At 55.2% G+C, this 17,243-nt stretch carries 16 protein-coding genes and 1 pseudogene; 8 read left to right on the top strand and 9 right to left on the bottom strand.

Features of this window, described 5'->3' with window-relative positions; translation table 11 throughout:
• The first annotated feature begins 167 nt into the window (after nt 1–167).
• The 5 genes from Q0239_RS04545 (at nt 168) to mazG (ending at nt 4,934) form a co-directional block, all read left to right on the top strand.
• Nucleotides 168–1,124: a DNA polymerase III subunit delta' gene (locus Q0239_RS04545; protein ID WP_298599086.1), complete on the top strand. Its 957-nt coding sequence runs from the start codon at nt 168–170 to the stop codon at nt 1,122–1,124.
• Between the two features lie 31 nt (nt 1,125–1,155).
• Complete coding sequence (gene metG / locus Q0239_RS04540; RefSeq protein WP_298599089.1) at nt 1,156–2,715, top strand: methionine--tRNA ligase; 1,560 nt, start codon at nt 1,156–1,158, stop codon at nt 2,713–2,715.
• A 3-nt stretch (nt 2,716–2,718) separates the two neighbouring features.
• On the top strand, nt 2,719–3,501 hold the full coding sequence (locus tag Q0239_RS04535; RefSeq protein WP_298599083.1) for a TatD family hydrolase: 783 nt from the start codon (nt 2,719–2,721) through the stop codon (nt 3,499–3,501).
• Nucleotides 3,440–4,087: a TIGR02281 family clan AA aspartic protease gene (locus Q0239_RS04530; protein ID WP_298599080.1), complete on the top strand. Its 648-nt coding sequence runs from the start codon at nt 3,440–3,442 to the stop codon at nt 4,085–4,087. Before Q0239_RS04535 ends, Q0239_RS04530 begins: the two co-directional genes overlap by 62 nt.
• A 73-nt stretch (nt 4,088–4,160) precedes the next feature.
• Nucleotides 4,161–4,934 (top strand): nucleoside triphosphate pyrophosphohydrolase, encoded by a 774-nt coding sequence (mazG, locus tag Q0239_RS04525; protein ID WP_298599077.1) that lies wholly within the window; start codon nt 4,161–4,163, stop codon nt 4,932–4,934.
• Here the strand turns inward: mazG and hflX are convergent.
• From hflX to dusB, 7 genes are all read right to left on the bottom strand, one after another.
• Nucleotides 4,931–6,247 (bottom strand): GTPase HflX, encoded by a 1,317-nt coding sequence (gene hflX, locus Q0239_RS04520; RefSeq protein ID WP_298599074.1) that lies wholly within the window; start codon nt 6,245–6,247, stop codon nt 4,931–4,933. The two genes, mazG and hflX, sit on opposite strands and share 4 nt — an antisense overlap.
• On the bottom strand, nt 6,244–6,741 hold the full coding sequence (gene hfq, locus Q0239_RS04515; RefSeq protein ID WP_298599071.1) for an RNA chaperone Hfq: 498 nt from the start codon (nt 6,739–6,741) through the stop codon (nt 6,244–6,246). Before hfq ends, hflX begins: the two co-directional genes overlap by 4 nt.
• A 143-nt stretch (nt 6,742–6,884) precedes the next feature.
• Nucleotides 6,885–8,282 carry a sigma-54 dependent transcriptional regulator gene (locus tag Q0239_RS04510; RefSeq protein WP_298599068.1) on the bottom strand — a complete coding sequence of 466 codons (1,398 nt, stop codon included), beginning with the start codon at nt 8,280–8,282 and terminating at the stop codon, nt 6,885–6,887.
• A 9-nt stretch (nt 8,283–8,291) separates the two neighbouring features.
• Nucleotides 8,292–10,532, bottom strand: a complete 2,241-nt coding sequence (locus Q0239_RS04505) for an ATP-binding protein (RefSeq protein ID WP_298599065.1) — start codon at nt 10,530–10,532, stop codon at nt 8,292–8,294.
• Between the two features lie 71 nt (nt 10,533–10,603).
• Entirely contained in the window at nt 10,604–12,040 is a 1,437-nt protein-coding gene (locus tag Q0239_RS04500) for a sigma 54-interacting transcriptional regulator (protein WP_298599062.1), read from the bottom strand.
• Nucleotides 12,037–13,140 (bottom strand): ATP-binding protein, encoded by a 1,104-nt coding sequence (locus Q0239_RS04495; RefSeq protein ID WP_298599059.1) that lies wholly within the window; start codon nt 13,138–13,140, stop codon nt 12,037–12,039. The genes Q0239_RS04500 and Q0239_RS04495 overlap by 4 nt, the downstream gene beginning before the upstream one ends.
• Nucleotides 13,130–14,125, bottom strand: a complete 996-nt coding sequence (gene dusB / locus Q0239_RS04490; protein WP_298599057.1) for a tRNA dihydrouridine synthase DusB — start codon at nt 14,123–14,125, stop codon at nt 13,130–13,132. Before dusB ends, Q0239_RS04495 begins: the two co-directional genes overlap by 11 nt.
• Nucleotides 14,126–14,231: 106 nt before the next feature.
• On the opposite strand from dusB, the gene Q0239_RS04485 reads away from it, so the two are divergent.
• The 3 genes from Q0239_RS04485 to Q0239_RS04475 are packed head-to-tail and all read left to right on the top strand — an operon-like array spanning nt 14,232 to nt 16,490.
• Nucleotides 14,232–15,398, top strand: a complete 1,167-nt coding sequence (locus Q0239_RS04485; protein ID WP_298599054.1) for a bifunctional 2-C-methyl-D-erythritol 4-phosphate cytidylyltransferase/2-C-methyl-D-erythritol 2,4-cyclodiphosphate synthase — start codon at nt 14,232–14,234, stop codon at nt 15,396–15,398.
• Between the two features lie 10 nt (nt 15,399–15,408).
• On the top strand, nt 15,409–15,990 hold the full coding sequence (locus Q0239_RS04480; RefSeq protein WP_298599052.1) for a hypothetical protein: 582 nt from the start codon (nt 15,409–15,411) through the stop codon (nt 15,988–15,990).
• Nucleotides 15,987–16,490, top strand: a complete 504-nt coding sequence (locus Q0239_RS04475) for a CinA family protein (protein ID WP_298599049.1) — start codon at nt 15,987–15,989, stop codon at nt 16,488–16,490. The genes Q0239_RS04480 and Q0239_RS04475 overlap by 4 nt, the downstream gene beginning before the upstream one ends.
• On the opposite strand, the gene Q0239_RS04470 is transcribed toward Q0239_RS04475, so the two are convergent.
• Nucleotides 16,472–16,909 carry a type II toxin-antitoxin system RatA family toxin gene (locus tag Q0239_RS04470; RefSeq protein ID WP_298599046.1) on the bottom strand — a complete coding sequence of 146 codons (438 nt, stop codon included), beginning with the start codon at nt 16,907–16,909 and terminating at the stop codon, nt 16,472–16,474. The genes Q0239_RS04475 and Q0239_RS04470 overlap by 19 nt on opposite strands.
• Before the next feature lie 21 nt (nt 16,910–16,930).
• Nucleotides 16,931–17,243 (bottom strand): annotated as a pseudogene (locus Q0239_RS04465) (lipoyl synthase); the annotation flags it as partial.

Below are 17,243 nucleotides of genomic sequence, written 5' to 3'. Positions count from 1 at the left end.
AGTACGGACCGTATCGGAGGGCGCGACGATGCCTTTCACCAGCATGTTCGCGATGCTTTTCATCATATAGCGATTGCCGAGCCTGAGCGCGTTCGACTGGTCGATGCACTTGGAACGCCGGAAGAGGTTTCGGGGCGCATCATTGCAGAGATTGCAGACCTTCTGCCATGACCCGGATATTCGGCCATGACGCCCATTTTCACGCCTTCGCCAATGCTTTGGCAAGCGGACGGCTGCATCATGGCTGGATTTTGGCCGGTCCTCGCGGGGTAGGGAAGGCCGGTTTTGCGCAGGAAGCAGCGCGAATGCTTGTCGATCCCGAAAACCGCTACGCTTCGATGGTCGAACACCGCACCCATCCCGACATCATTTGGGTCCAGCGACTGCCCAAAGAAGCCCCGAAAGAGGGCGAAGCAGCCGATCCCGATGCAGAGCTCAAGCGCAGCATCGCAATCGACCAGATCCGCAGCGTGCAGCACAGCCTGACTACGCGGCCATCGATGGGGCCGAAGCGCGTCGTCATCATCGATGCTGCCGACGATCTGGAGCGGGGAGGGGCGAATGCCCTTCTGAAATCGCTCGAGGAGCCCCCGGTAGGGACTTATTTCATGCTCATCAGCCATGCGAGCGACCGGCTGTTGCCTACAATCCGCTCGCGCTGCCAGATGCTGCGCTTCGATGCGTTGAGCGATGCCGACATGCGACAGGCGTTGCAGCAGGCGTTGCCGCAGGCTTCATCGAACGAAGTCGATGCGCTGGTGCGTTCTGGCAGAGGGTTGCCGGGGCAAGCAATGATGCTTGCCGGAATGGATTTTGGCGCAATAGAGGGCATAGCTGATGAAATTGTTCGCAGCGGCGATCCCACTAACAAATTGCGCACCAAATTGGCCGAGACTTTATCTGTGAAAAATGCGCAGGCTAGTTATGAGGCGTTCCTGCGCTTTGTGCCGGTCAGAATAGCAACCATTGGCCGCACCCTCGATGCAGGGACGGCCATCAAGGCGGTTGATGCCTTTCACGAAGCCGACCGACTTGCTGCGCGTGCCATCGGGCTGACACTTGATAAACAGGCGGTTCTCCTCCAAATGGGCAACCTGCTAGCCAGCTTGCAAAAGCGCGGCTAATTGGCCCCCTTTTTTGCAAACAGAAATGACCATGTCGGAACCCTATTACATCACAACCGCCATCGCTTACCCTAATGGCCGTCCGCATATTGGCCATGCCTATGAAGCGATTGCCACCGATGCCATCGCCCGTTTCCAGCGCTTGATGGGACGCGATGTCCGGATGGTGACCGGTACCGACGAACATGGACTGAAAATGGATCAGACAGCGCGCGCCGCAGGGCGTGAAACGCTGGAATTTGCTGATGAAATGTCAACCTATTTCAAAAACATGTGTTCGGAACTTAATATTTCCAACGACGTCTTCATGCGTACCAGCGATAAAAGGCACCACGAAGCCAGCATTGCGCTGTGGCAGGCAATGGAGGCAAGCGGTGACCTTTACCTCGATCGCTATGAAGGTTGGTATTCAGTCCGCGATGAAGCCTATTATGGCGAAGAGGAACTGACCGAAGGGGAAGGGGGAGTTAAACTGTCCCCCCAAGGCACGCCCGTCGAATGGACCGTCGAGGAAAGCTGGTTTTTCCGCCTGTCCAAATATCAGGATGCCTTGCTCGCGCATTACCGCGACAATCCTGATTTCATACGTCCTGAAAGCCGGAAAAACGAGGTTTTGCGCTTCGTCGAGGGAGGGCTGAAGGATTTGAGCGTTTCGCGCACCAGCTTTGACTGGGGCGTACCCGTTCCGGGATCGCCGGGGCATGTGATGTATGTGTGGGTCGACGCTCTGACGACTTATCTTTCCGGGATCGGTTTTCCGGATAAAGAGAGTGATTTCAGCCGCTTCTGGCCCGCCAATGTCCATATCATCGGCAAGGATATTGTCCGTTTCCACGCTGTATATTGGCCAGCATTCCTGCTGTCAGCAGGCCTAGCACTACCGCAACAAATATTTGGTCACGGCTTCATTCTCGCCCGCGACGGCGCCAAAATGGGTAAATCTGCGGGCAATGCCGCCGATCCTCTCGAGCTGGCGGAACGCTATGGCGTGGACCAGTTCCGCTATTTCCTGTTGCGCGAAGTCAATTTCGGGCAGGATGGCAGCTGGAGCGAAGAAGCGATTGTAACGCGCTCCAACGCAGAACTCGCCAACAGTTTCGGCAATCTGGCACAGCGAACCCTCAGTCAAATCTTCAAGAATTGTGACGCCTATCTGCCTCCAATCCACGGGCACACCGATGAAGACAATGCATTGTTTGACCTGGTGGGAAATACGGTTTCGGAGACAATTCCGACGGCATTTGAAAATCTCGCGCTGTCACAAGCGGTTGAAGCCTGGATTACTGCCGTAAGTGCCTGCAACGCCTATATTGATGCACAAGCGCCATGGGCTTTGAAAAAGACAGATACTGCTCGCATGGAAACGGTGTTGGCGACCCTTTATATCTGCATAGCGCAATTGGCTGTGGCGATTTCACCAATCATTCCAGCGGGTGCGGGTAAAATGCTCGATGCGATGGGAGTTGCACCAGAATTGCGTAATTTCGCAAGGATAAAGAGCCACTGGTACTCGCCGCTCGCCGAAGCCGATTTTAGACTGGAGCAGCCGCAAGGTGTCTTTCCACGACTGGAACTCCCGGCGGAAGAATAAGCCATGTTCGTCGATTCCCACTGCCACCTGAATTATAAAGGCCTGGTCGAGCAGGAAAGCGAAGTACTCGAACGCGCCCGCGCGGCGGGGGTAGGGACAATGCTCAATATCTCGACGCGCGAAAGCGAATGGGATGCCGTAATTGGCCTAGCGGAGCGCGAGCTAGGGGTTTGGGCGTCGGTTGGTATCCATCCGCATGAAGCCGATCAACATGGTGAAATAACCAGCGAAAAACTTATCGAAAAATCCCGAAATCCTCGTGTTATCGGGATCGGAGAGACCGGCCTCGACTATTATTATGATTATAGCGACCGCGAACAGCAAAAGGCCTGTTTTCGCCAGCATATCATAGCCGCTCGTGAAACCGCTTTGCCGATCATTGTCCACACGCGTGATGCCGAGGAAGACACCGCGCAAATCCTGAGCGAGGAAATGGAGCAGGGACCCTATCCCGGCGTAATCCATTGCTTCACTGCCAGCGCCGATTTCGCCCGGATTGCGCTCGATCTAGGGCTCTATATCTCGCTTTCAGGTATCGTGACCTTTAAAAACGCCAAGGATTTACAGGATATTGCGCGTACAATTCCGGACGATCGTTTGCTGATTGAAACCGATTCACCGTTCCTCGCGCCCGTTCCGCATCGTGGCAAAACCTGCGAACCGGCCTTTGTCAGCAATACCGCACAGTTTCTCGCGCAGTTGAAAAACGTTTCTGTAGAGCGGCTTGCAGGGACAAGTACGAAAAATTTCTTCAATCTGTTCAATAAAGCAAAACCCAATGGATAGGCTGGCGACGCCAGAGGCGGTCTACGCCATCATCATTTTGGTGGTGATTGCCAGCGGACTGGTCGCAAGACGACTTCCGCTGAGCCAATATGCTAAGATGATTTTGGTCTGGGTCGGCATATTTGCTGTGGTCTTTGTCGGTTTCAGTTTCCGGCCCGAGCTGTCGATGATGTGGAACCGCGTTAAAGGCGAACTAACTGGCGCACCCCGTCAAACTATTGAAGGTGAAACTTTACGCCTGGTTCGTCAGGATGACGGGCATTTCTGGCTGAGGGCGTCGATCAACGGGATACAAGCTGACTTCATGGTCGATAGCGGTGCATCAACCACTGCGGTCGGTGCTGCTTTAGCCAAAGAAGCTAAAATTGAATTGGACGGCCGATCAACCGAACTGGAAACGGCCAACGGCATTATAGAAGCAAAACTTGGAGAGGTTCGCGCATTCCGCATCGGCGATTTGCAGATTGATGATCATTCAGTCGTCATCGCCGATAATTTCGGCGACACCAATGTCGTCGGTATGAACTTCCTGGATAGCTTTGATAGTTGGACGGTGAAGGGTGATGTGATGGAGCTGAAGCCCTGAGGGAGCTAGCCTCTTCGGGATCAATGTTCCATTTAACATAATATATATTATCGGACTTAATGATGGATTGGCTATGACACCCCCCTCAATCGAAAAGCTGGCGGAAATCATGGCAAAACTGCGCACTCCGGTGTCGGGTTGTCCGTGGGATCTGGAGCAGAATTTCTCGACGATTGTGCCTTATACGATCGAGGAAGCTTATGAAGTCGCCGACGCTGTTGAACGCAACGACATGGCGGCGCTCAAGGATGAACTTGGCGACCTGTTGCTTCAGGTCGTGTTTCACAGCCGCATGGCAGAAGAAGCTGATCTATTCAATTTGCAGGATGTGATCGACAGCATCAGCGACAAGATGATCCGTCGCCACCCGCACGTATTTGGAAGCGTCGAAGCGGACACCGCCAACGCGGTCGTCACCAATTGGGAAGCGATAAAGGCTGCCGAACGCCAGAACAAGTCGCCCGACACATCGGCACTTGCCGATGTCGCTTATGCGCTGCCTGCGTTACTGCGTGCGCAGAAATTGCAAAAACGAGCATCTCGGACCGGCTTCGACTGGGACAATGTTGAAGACGCAATCGCAAAACTCGATGAAGAAGTCGGTGAACTACGTGAAGCCGCAACCGTCGCGGATAGAGCCGAGGAAGCTGGTGACCTGCTATTCGCTGCGGTCAACGTCTGCCGATTGGCCGGCGTCGATGCAGAAAATGCCCTAAAGGCCGCAAATCATAAATTTGAACGACGCTTCCGGGCCATGGAGCAGATTGCTGGCAGTGAATTCGAAAAGCTGGATCTGGATGCCAAGGAAGGTCTTTGGCAGCAGGTAAAGTTTACCGAACGAAGTTAGACGTCCGGATAAAGCTTTTCATACTGGCCCCAGCCGCGCGGGGTCAGCATGGCGGTAACAAATAGCATTCCGTCTTTTTCTTCGACCGAGCAAACCTGCCCTTTTGAATGCAGCCAAGCCAAAACGTCACCCTGCGCGGCATCCAGCACGAGGTCACGCTCTATTCCTTCCGCCGTTATCCGAGCAGCGAGCTGCTCGACAAAAAGATCAACGCCCTCACCCGTTTGCGCCGAAATCAGGAAACAATTGGGCGTCCGCTTTGCCAGTTCAGACAGTTGCGCCCTTTCTTCGGCAGGCAATTTGTCGCATTTGTTCCACAATTCGATAATTGGGGGGCTATCCCCTTCCCCATTCTCCCCGATGCCAAGTTCCCGAAGGATTGACAGCACATCAGTTCGTTGTGCCTCGGTGGATGGATGCGCGATATCGCGCACATGGACGATATAGTCGGCGCTTGTTACTTCTTCGAGCGTAGCTCGAAAGGCTGCCACAAGCTGTGTCGGTAGGTCGGACACGAAGCCCACTGTGTCCGACAAGATTGCCTTTTCCACCCCAGGTAGCCTCACCTGACGCATTGTTGGATCGAGCGTTGCAAACAACAGGTCTTCCGCCAGCACAGATGCCTTGGTCAAGCGATTGAAAAGTGTGGATTTTCCAGCATTTGTATAGCCGACGAGCGCAATGGTGGGCCAAGGAGCCTTTTTCCGTCGAGCCCGATGAATACCGCGTGTACGCTGGACCTGTGACAGCTCTTTGCGCAATCGAGCCATCCGGTCTCGAATCATCCGCCTATCAGCTTCAATCTGCGTTTCCCCCGGTCCACCGAGAAACCCGAAACCACCACGTTGACGCTCTAAGTGGGTCCAACTGCGTACAAGTCGGCCTGCTTGGTAGTCCAGATGTGCCAGCTCTACCTGCAATCGCCCTTCAGCCGTTGCAGCCCGTTCGCCAAAAATTTCCAGGATCAAGCCTGTCCGATCGATCACCTTGGCTTTGACCCGATCTTCCAGATTGCGCTGCTGTATCGGTGTCAACGCACCATCTATGATTAAAAGCTCGGCCGATTCATCTTCTACCAGTTGGGCAAGCTCGTCGACCTGCCCCCCACCCAACAGCGTCGCTGCGCGCGGAGAGCGAACCCGATAATGGCGTGCCTGAATAACCTCCAGCCCGATGGCTGCGGCTAATCCGACCGATTCCTCAAGCCGGTACTCTGCATTGCCTGACGGCGTCCCGGGCAATTCGGGATAAGCAATTATAGTGGGGGTGCCGCGGGAAAAACCGTCGTCTTCATTACGGTTGAAGACGCTCAATCATCCCCTCCGTCAGCATCCTTATTGTATTCCGCAAGGTTGACCGTGCGCAGGGGTTGGATGGTCGACACGGCATGTTTGTAGACCAATTGCATTGTGCCATCGCGCTCGAGAAGCAGCGAAAAAAGATCGTAAGCGGCAATCGAGCCCTGCAACATTACGCCGTTCACAAGGAACGTCGTAACCGGCTCTTTCTTGTCGAGCATCGCATAGAGAAACACGTCTTGCAGCATTCCCGGGCGGTGTTGCACATTGGACATCATTGCATCGAACATCGTGCGATCCGGCGATTGCGATGGCATGATTGTCGAAATGCTGTGCTTGTAGACCAGTTGCGATTGGCCATCACGGCGGAGAAGCACAGAAAAATTATCAAACCAGGTGACAACGCCTTGCAGTTTCACGCCTTTGACAAGGAACATCGTAACCGGCGTTTTCGATTTGCGGAGTGAATTCAGGAACAGGTCCTGGAGGCCGTTATTTTTTTCAGTCATTATGCTTTCCTATTATGCTTTTGGGTCGGGAGAACATACCACAGCCGCCAAATTGGCCGCATTCGCAATCTATAACATGATAATCTTGCGTCGCGAATATGAAAATTGCGCTACACCAGTTCACATAGTTGCAACATTGCGCATCAATAGTCCTCGTCTTCTCCACCTTCGCTGCTCTTGCGCACGACGATGCCCAGCAATTTCAATTTGCGATGGAGCGCGGACCGCTCCATGCCTACAAACGCAGCTGTTTTCGAAATATTGCCCGAGAAACGGCGTATCTGAACCTGCAAATATTCGCGTTCAAAGGCTTCGCGCGCCTCGCGCAATGGAGAGCCCATGATCGAACTTATCTGGCTGCCATAACCCGGGTTGATACCGTTTATTTCGGCGGGGAGCATGTCTGCATCAATCTGTTGCAGCCGATCCGCAGGCGCCAGAATGATCGTCCGTTCAATTATATTGCGTAATTGCCGGACATTTCCTGGCCAATCACAAGCTTGCAAGGCAGCTATGGCATCTTCGGAAATTGTTGGTGCCGGGACGCGATGCTCGACGGCGAAACGCGCTGCATAATGGCTTGCCAGAGCGGGAATATCCTCTCGTCGCTCTGCAAGCGGCGGGATGGCAACCGGCACCACATTCAACCGATAAAACAGATCCTCGCGGAAACGGCCGTTCGTGATTTCGTCCTGCAGGTCGCGCGCGGTTGCCGAAACGAAACGCACATCGACGCGTACCGGGCGACTGCCGCCTACGCGAACGAAGCTTTGTTCGGTCAACACGCGCAATATCTTGCCCTGCGTTGTCCATGGCATATCGGCAACTTCGTCAAGAAACAGCGTTCCGCCATGTGCCCGCTCGAGCATGCCGGCTTGGATTAACTGCCCATTTTCTTCAACGCCAAACAATTCCTCTTCGAACCTATCTGGAGACAGACGGGCTGCACTTACTGAAATGAATGGATCGTCCATCCGCGGGCTCCAGCTGTGAAGCAGGCGAGCGGCGACTTCCTTCCCCACTCCGGCGGGCCCAGTGATTAGAAGGCGACTGCCGGTCCCGGCGACCTTTTTCAGCGTCGCCCGCACTGCGTTAATAGCAGCAGAGGTTCCGGTCAGCTCTTCAGCCTGCCCCAACAGCGCCTTTAATGATGCATTCTCCAGTCGAAGCCGTTGCGTTTCGGTTGCTCTTGCAACGAGATGGAGCAGCTTTTCTGCTTCGAACGGCTTTTCAAGGAAATCAACAGCGCCTGAAGAAATGGCGGCAACAGCGGTGTCGATATTACCATGTCCCGAAAAGACGATAACCGGCACATTGGCATCGCGCGCCTTGAACAATTTGAGCAGTTCGAGCCCGTCCATGCTCGACCCACGCAGCCAAACGTCGAGCAGAACCAGCGAAGGCAGGCGGTCGTCAAAAGCTTCGAGAGCAGCTTCAGCGGTCGCTGCTGTACGTGTGTCATAGCCATCATCCGAAAGGACACCAGCCACCAATTCACGAATATCATCTTCGTCGTCGACAATGAGTATGTCGAGTGCCATCTTCCGGTCCTATTCTGTTTTTTCACTTTGGCGGCCGACACCGCCCGTGATCATTGCATCTAGCCGAAGCAGATCGAAGCACATGGTCACCGTTGCGCCGCCGCTGGCATTGTCATCAAAAGTCAGCGTGCCCTGATGTTCCTCTACAATCTTTTGAACAATCGCTAGCCCCAGCCCCGATCCGGTCGCTCTGGTTGTGACATAGGGCTCAACAATCCTGTCGCGCTCGGGAGGCAGACCTATCCCGTTATCGGCAATCTGCACCGACAATTTCCCATCGTCCGTTTGTATCCGGACTTCGACACGCCCTTGCGATGCCTCCTCACGTTGCTTGATCGATTCGACTGCATTTTTGAGGATATTCGTGACAGCCTGCCCCAGTTGCCGCCGGTCTGCGAGCATGGATAGCGGGGTTGCCGGTGGCTGATAGTCAAATTCGATATCCGTATTGGCAACTTCAAACAGGAATATGGCGTGGCCGACAATGTCGCCCATATCCTCGTCACGGAAAACAGGCTTCGGCATACGCGCAAAGGACGAAAATTCATCGGCTATGTTGCGTAAATCACCAACTTGGCGAATGATCGTTCCGGTCAGTTGATCAAAAACATCTGAGCCCTCGTCAATCTGCTTGCCAAAGCGACGGCGCAGGCGTTCGGCTGCCAGTTGGATCGGTGTTAGGGGGTTCTTGATTTCATGCGCAATCCGGCGGGCCACGTCGGACCAGGCGGCACGGCGTTGATCTGACAACTGTTGAGTGATGTCTTCAAAAGTAACGACCTGACCGCCCTCACCATCCGAAATCTTGATCGCCAGAGTTTGTGGTTCGGTTCCGTCGCCGACCTGCAATATGGCATGCGATCGGCCGTCGGCAGGCAGATCCTTCACAAATGGTGCGACGTAGATCAATTTTTGCCCGACTATAGTATTGCCGCCCTTTGAAAGCAGGCGTTCTGCGGTGCCGTTGGCCAAACGTATAGTTCCGTCCCGGTCGACATTTACAATTGCGGCAGACACGGACTCCAGGACGGTCTCGATAAAAGCGCGGCGGTCATCGAGTTGCCGGTTCGCAGCCAGCAGAGTTTCGGTTTGCGACTGAAGCCTTTCGGTCATCCGATTGAACGAGCGTGAGAGGAAGCCGACTTCGTCCTTGCGAAGCCCCTCCTCCTCTACGCGGATGCTAAGGTCTCCATCCGCAATGCGTTGCGCCGCATCGACCAGATTGTTCACTGGGCGAACAAGTCTATCGGCCACAAACAGCGCCACCCATACTGCAACGCCGATAATCAGCAGCGACACGACATAAAGCAAAGCGTTGAACTGCAATTGCAGACTGCGCGAGCGCGATTCCATTGCCTTATAATCTTCCAGCACGCTCTGCGCCTTTTCGCCGAGCATGAACGACGGAACGCTGACTGTGCGGCTAGCGTAAAGGAAAGTTTCCGGCTTATCGAACAATCGACTGACCGCGACAATCCGGTCTGGCTGCGCCGTTACAATCTGATCTTGCCCGTCCCGCAAGCGTTTGAGTTCACTTGCACTTATCCAGTTGCCCTTGCGCTCCTCGGGCGATGCGACGACCAATGTTTGCTGCGCCCCATTTTGCGTGACAGCCACTATGGCAGACTCACTCAACTTCCGTCGCAAAACCTGATCATAATAGAAACTCAGAAACTGGGGATCGGTCCGTGCTGTTTGGTCCAGCGCGAAGCGGATGTCACCCGCCATCGCAACCGTTTCATCGCCGACATCGCGCAGCTTTTCTTCATAATAACCCTTGGCGAGCGCGCCTGCATTTTCAAGCATGCCTTGCGCTGAATTCGAAAACCAGAATTGCACGCCGCTCTGGAATAATACCGATGCAAAGATCGAAAGTAATAAAGCAGGCACTGCAGCAAGCAGCGAGAATATAGCTACCAGCCTGACATGCAGTTGCCCCTCGCTCTCGCCAATTGTGGATGCGCGCTTGATAGCAATGCGCCGTCCGACCAGCATCATCAAAGTCGTTGCGGGAAGCAGATTGGTGACAAGTAGCGTTGCAGCAATAGGAGGCGAAAGTGGTTCCGACTCTGGACCTTGGCCGACCGACACCCATGCTGTCACCGCCGCCATGACGAACAACACAGCCGCCGATCCGATTTCCAAAATCTTGACTATGTTCGGCGTACCCAGCCAGCGCACCGCCTTTACCCAACGCGACGCCGATGTCGTGCCGTCAAATTCAATCTTGGGCTTTTGAACTGTTGCCATTAAGCAACTTGTGCCACGGTAAGAGTGGCATGAAAAGCACAATCGGCACTGAAATTAACCGATTGACCGCATCAGCGACGCGCTTCACCTATCTTGGTACCAACCAGCCCATAATCGTTCAGCTTTTTGCGCAAGGTGTTGCGATTGATCCCCAGCATAGCGGCTGCCTGTAACTGGTTTCCGCGAGCCTGTTGCATGATGGCCTGTAGTAAAGGCTTTTCAAAAGCTGCAAGCGCGCGCAGATAAATACGTTCCCTGCCGTGCCCGCGCTGCCGTTGTTCGGCCATGAATTGGGCCACGGCCGCTTCAAAGCTGCACATGCCGCCAGCGATCGTGGGTTCCGCGTCTGCCGATCCGGCAATCTGCGTCACCGTTGCTTCCGAAATGCAATCCTCGCGTGCCGTCAGCGTCAATCGGTAGATAAAGTTCTTCAACTCGCGCACATTCCCGCGCCATGGCATTTGCGTCAGACGCGAAATAGCGTCCTCGTCAATCTGCTTGGTGGGCAGCCCCTCGCTGGCCGCCAGATTGAGGAAATGGCGCGTTAGTAGTCCGATATCCTCAGGCCGGGCGCGCAGTGGTGGTAGGTGCACCGGAACAACGTTGAGACGGTAATACAGATCCTCGCGGAACTTACCCTCTGCAATAAGCGCTTCCAGATCCTGGTTCGTTGCCGCAATAATTCGAACATCTAGGCGGATGCTTGCTTTGCCACCGATGCGGCTGATTGTGCCGCTTTGCAGCGTGCGCAGCAGACGGGTCTGGGCGTGATAGGGCATGTCGCCGATCTCATCGAGAAACAATGTGCCGCCTTGCGCCTGCTCAAACCGGCCGATTCCCTGCCCGACGGCGCCAGTGAAGGCACCTTTTTCGTGGCCGAACAATTCGGCCTCGATCAGTTCCGATGGAATGGCCGCCATGTTGACGGCGACAAAGGGACCGGTCTTGCGATGCCCCAAATTATGGATCGCCTCCGCAACCAGCTCCTTGCCAGTCCCGGATTCGCCAAGGATCAGCGCGGTCAGGTCGTTGCGCAATAGGCGCGCGACCATGCGATAAACATCCTGCATCGCCGGGCTGCGTCCCACCATCGGCATAGTCGCCTCAAGCAGGGTGCCGCTGTCACTTTGATTGTCGGCCCGACGTTTCTCAATCCCCTGTTTGACCGCGAGAACTAGCTCATCCAGATCGAAGGGCTTGGGAAAATATTCAAAAGCGTTAATCTCGCTCGCGCGTACAGCTGTATCGAGCGTGTTTTGAGCCGACATGATGATAATTGGCATGTCGGGCGAATGCGCTATCACATCCTCAAGGCTGGAAATGCCGTCTCGGTCCTTTAGCACGACATCAGTCAACATCAGGTCATAGCGGTTACCCGCCAGGGCCGCGTCGCGCGCATTCGCGCTTTCGCACACATCGACTTCGATGCCTTCCGCTTCAAGCGCTGACCGAACGACCATGCCTATCGAAAGGTCATCCTCAACAATCAATACCTTATCGGCAGTCATGCGCTGGTCTTTCTTTCGGCTAAAGGCAGGAACATTCGGAATATGGTCCGTTGACTGGTGGTATCGCGTTCAACCGATATGCGACCGTTCATCTGCGACAGATATTTGCGGACAATGGCGAGGCCCAGGCCCTGCCCTTCCCTTTTGGTCGTCACAAATGGCGAGAATAGCTCCGTCTCGATATGTGCAGCTACTCCGGGGCCATTGTCGCTGATAGTAACTTCTACCGGCAACCGCACGCCCTTATCACCCTCGCTCCGAAGAGCTGCCCCCATTACGAAACGGGTGGAAATGCCAATTTGGGGGTCGGCGGTGTGTGCCAGTGCGTCGATTGCGTTCTGGATCAGGTTGATGAGAACCTGCACCATGGCATCTGCCTCAATCTGCACATCAGGCAACGATGGGTCATAGTTGATATCGATCGCAGGCATGACCTTGTTGGCTGCACGCACCGACCGTATCGCGCGCTCGATCAGTTCGTGAATATTCTCTGCCTGCATCTGGCCTGGCATTACCCGACCGAGATTTTGCATCTGGTCAAGTAGACGGGCAATCCGGTCAACTTCGTGCACGATCAGATCGGTAAGTGGAGCCTGTTTTGGATCCACTTTGCGCGCCAGCAATTGGGCTGCACCTTTGATACCTGCCAACGGGTTTTTGATCTCATGGCCAAGGATTGCCGGTGCACCCATTGCCTGCTGCTTGCCTCCGTCGGTCTGTTCGCCAATCTGGTCGCGGTCGGCTTGCCTTGGCACAAGGATGTAAAGTCGGCAGTCGGGGTAGCCCAGCGGTGTGGAGATGTTCAGATCGACATAGTTGGCCTGTGCCCCCGGTGTTTGGAACCGCATATTCTGGGCGCTGATATCACTTTCGCGCGCCTCAATTGCGCCGTTCAACCGTTCATTGGCAAAGCGCAGCAGCGACTGGGCTGGTTCACCAATAATACGACGACTGCTTCTGCCGAAAAAGGCCTCCGCTGCCTCATTGGCAAAAAGGATCAGATTGTCAGCGCCAGATAGCAGTAGCGGTAAGGATATGGTCGACAGCAACAACCCGTCAGGCGGGCGGTTGGCCGTTATTGTCGTCGCCTCAGGCGGCATTTCGCATCAACAAAGGTTCGTAGAAGCGGGCAAGTTCACCCAGAACCTGGTTCGCATCGTCGATGCGGTTGACCATGTTGCGAAACTCCGCCGAACCGACCAGCCCTTTGGTGTACCAGCCGATATGCTTGCGGGCACAAGGGACACCGACTTGCTCCCCATAATGTTCCATCATCGCGCGATAATGTTCGACGATAAGGTCATATTGCACGTCGATTGACGGGTCGGGACGGCGCTCGCCAGTGTTGAACCAATGCATCACCTGCCCCAGCAGCCACGGCTTACCATAAGCACCGCGGCCGATCATCACGCCATCGGCGCCGCTTTGTTCAAGTGCTTTGTCGGCATCCTCAATTGAGCAAATGTCGCCATTGACGATGACAGGAATTTTGACGGCATCCTTTACCTTGCGGACAAAGGCCCAGTCGGCGCTCCCCTTGTACATCTGGTTGCGCGTGCGCCCGTGAACGGTGACCAGCTTCGCGCCCAGATCTTCGGCGATATGCGCGAGTTCCGGGGCGTTTAGGCTACCATGATCCCAGCCCATGCGCATTTTGACCGTCACCGGCACCGAAACTGCCTTCACGGTCGCTTCGATAAGGCTGGCAGCGAGCGGTAAATCACGCATCAGCGCCGATCCGGCATCGCCATTCACCACCTTTTTGACCGGGCAGCCCATATTGATGTCGATAATCGCCGCGCCGCGATCTTCATTGAGCTTTGCGGCTTCAGCCATTTCCTTGGGGCCGCAGCCGGCAAGCTGCATCGAAACCGGCTCTTCGGACATGTGCCAGGCCGCCTTTTGCAGCGACTGGCGCGTTTCGCGGATCATCGCCTGGCTGGCGATCATCTCGGTAACGTTCAAGCCAGAGCCGAAACGGCGGACAAGCGTGCGAAACGGCATGTCGGTCACGCCGGTCATCGGCGCGAGCACCACCGGGCACGCGATTTCCAGCGGGCCAATCTGGATAGGTTTCAGTTTCATCTTCGTCTCGAAATACGTTGCGCAGCGCAAAACTGCCTAAATTTTAGGCAGCGCCGTAGCGATATTCGCCTTGGCGCGCAAGCCTGCAGCGTTTACGGCGCGGCACATGGAAGAGCCGCTGCCCAAAGCTGCCGCGATAATTGTTGCCGCTGGCAGTGGAAGCCGGTCTGGCGGCAATATCCCCAAGCAATTCCGGATAGTCCGGGGAAAACCTATGCTGCGACACAGCGTAGAGGCATTCTGGGCGCATCCTGCTTTTGGAACGATCATTGTCGTGGTCGCTCCAGGCCAAAACGCCCTCGCCGCCGCTGCTTTAGAAGGACTGGATGGCGTCATTGTCGTGGCAGGAGGTCCAGAACGCAGGGATAGTGTAAATAATGCCATTCAATATCTTGATATAAATAACTTTACTGGCTCAACATTCATCCACGATGCGGCGCGTCCGTTTCTTAGTTCCACCATTATCGACCGCCTTCTCGGTGCATTGACGTCATCCGACGGTGCAGTTCCCGCTCTTCCCGTCGTCGACAGTCTGTCTCGTGGTAACGCCGAGGGCGCTTTGACCGAAACCGTTGATCGAGCACAACTTTTCCGGATTCAGACACCCCAGGCTTTCCGTCATGACGTCATTTCAAAGGCGCACAAAGCTTGGAACACAGGTCAGATCCCCACGGATGATGCCCGAATGGCGATGGCCGCTGGTTTCAAGGTCGCGATTATCGAAGGCGATGAAAGTCTGACGAAATTTACCTTTGCCGATGACTTTGCACGCCAGATGGTCCATTCGGAAGCGATGCACGATGTCCGCACTGGCATGGGTTATGACGTCCACCGCCTCGCCAAGGGCGAGGAATTGTGGTTGTGCGGGCTGCGAATAGCGCATGAATTTGGCCTTGAGGGCCACAGCGATGCTGACGTTGCGCTCCATGCCCTAACCGATGCGGTTCTGGGAGCTGCAGCGCTCGGTGATATCGGTGATCATTTTCCGCCCAGTGATGTACAATGGAAAGGCGCGAGTTCGGACCGGTTCCTTGCCCATGCGGTCAAACTGGCATCCGATGCCGGCTTTTGCGTGACGCATCTTGACGTCACCATCATTTGCGAAGCGCCCAAAATTGGCCCGCACAAAAAGGCGATGCAAGCACGGGTAGCCGAGATAGCGGCTATCGAGCCCGATCGGGTTTCGATAAAAGCAACGACGACTGAAAAATTGGGGTTTACCGGGCGCAGCGAAGGCATTGCTGCGCAGGCAATCGCCACTCTTGTGAAGTAAAGGGTTTAAAATGAGGAAACTGTTTGCAGCTGCCGTCGCTCTTGCCGCGATTGGTTCACATCAGGGCGCAATTGCGGCTAGCGCCGCCACACCCTGCATGAGCAAAAGCGAATTTCAGAGCGTTGCGGTAACGCTGTTGCCCGTATTGCACAGCCAGGCGGTGACAAGCTGCAAGGCTTTCCTGCCCGCAAATGCCGGGTTGTTGGTACAATCCGCTGAATTGACCGCGCGCTATGCCTCTTCCGCCGAACGCGAGAGGGTTGCGGCGGGCGAAATTCTTGCCCGTATGTTGGCAGACCAGCTTCCTGTTCCGATGTCTGGCTCTGCCATTTTGCCCTTTGTCGAGGGAATGTTGCCGGGATTGCTGGCGCAAGGCATAGACGCCCAGACATGCGAAGCGGCCAATAATATTTGGACAGCCATTGCCCCTCTGCCCGCGGAAAATATTGCTTCAACGCTGGGTGCGATTTTGGTCGCGGCCTCGAAAGACAAGAAAAAGGACGCGGGAGAAAGTGATAAATCCAGCGCTCGACCGCTCGATGACTTTGCCGTCTGCCCCTATGTCGCAACTGCAGAGACTTCGGGTTCGTGAACAGCATGCTGCCCAAGGACGTATACAAACTCGCTGAGGAGGTCGTAGCGACCAACAAGGCGGCTGGCCGGATGATCGTGACAGCCGAAAGCTGCACTGGAGGCCTAGTTGCAGGGGCGATCACCGAAATCCCAGGCAGCAGCGCGGTGTTGCAGGCCGGATTCGTCACCTATTCGAATGAAGCCAAAATCAAGACGCTGAAAGTCAGCGAAGAATTGATAGACACCTTTGGTGCCGTATCTATCGCTGTTGCCTGGGCGATGGCGCAAGGGGCGCTGAAACGCAGCAGCGCTGATATCGCCGTTGCGATAAGCGGCGTTGCCGGCCCAGACGGCGGCACTCCGCAAAAGCCGGTTGGCACCGTCGTGTTCGCTGTTGCGGAAAGAGGGAAAGATCCCGAAGATGTCGTTGCCGACAAAATCCAGTTTGGTGAAGATAAAAGCCGGGCGGAAATCCGCAAAGCCGCAACGCTGCATGCGCTTCAGCTGCTTTTGCCGTAAAGCGTTTCGGCTCGCTCAATAAAGGCGTCGGTCATCTTGCGCAGCGCATGATCGAAAAACTGTCCTGCCAAAGCTTCGAACATGCGATTGTGGAAGGAGAAGTCGACAGTGAAATCCACAATGCAGCCGTTAGCTGTTTCTTCGAACAGCCACTGATTGTGCAAATGTCGCAGAGGGCCATCAAGATAGTCGACCTCAACCTTTGATTTCGGCATTTTCAACACCCGCGAACTAAAGGATTCGCGCAGCGATTTGAAACCGACAATCAAGTCCGCCATGGTCTCGGTTTCATTTTCTGACCGGATACGCACCGCTGCCACCCAGGGCAGAAATTCTCCATAACGGCGGACATCGACGACGAGGTCGTACATCTGGTCCGCGCTATAAGGCAGTGCCCGGCGCTCATGGTGATGCGGCATGCCCCTACCCCGCTTTGCCGGTCAACCCGCTTTAGCGAGTTTCGCCTCGCGCGCGGCCTTCATCTTGGCGAAATCGTCACCCGCATGATAGCTTGACCTCGTCAGCGGCGTTGCGGCAACCAGCAGGAAACCTTTGGCGCGCGCGATAGCAGCATAGGCATCAAAGGCCTGCGGAGTCACGAATTCGGCAACCTTGGCGTGTTTGGGGGTGGGCTGCAGATATTGCCCCATAGTCAGGAAATCGATGTCGGCGCAGCGCAGGTCGTCCATCCCCTGGTGAACTTCGGGCCGCTCCTCGCCGAGGCCGAGCATGATGCCCGACTTGGTGAAAATC

The sequence above is a fragment of the uncultured Sphingorhabdus sp. genome, from assembly GCF_937872355.1.
In the GTDB taxonomy this organism is placed as follows: domain Bacteria; phylum Pseudomonadota; class Alphaproteobacteria; order Sphingomonadales; family Sphingomonadaceae; genus Sphingorhabdus_B.
The sequence above is the reverse complement of the archived record's forward strand: the minus strand, read 5'-3'. Positions and strand labels throughout refer to the sequence as shown.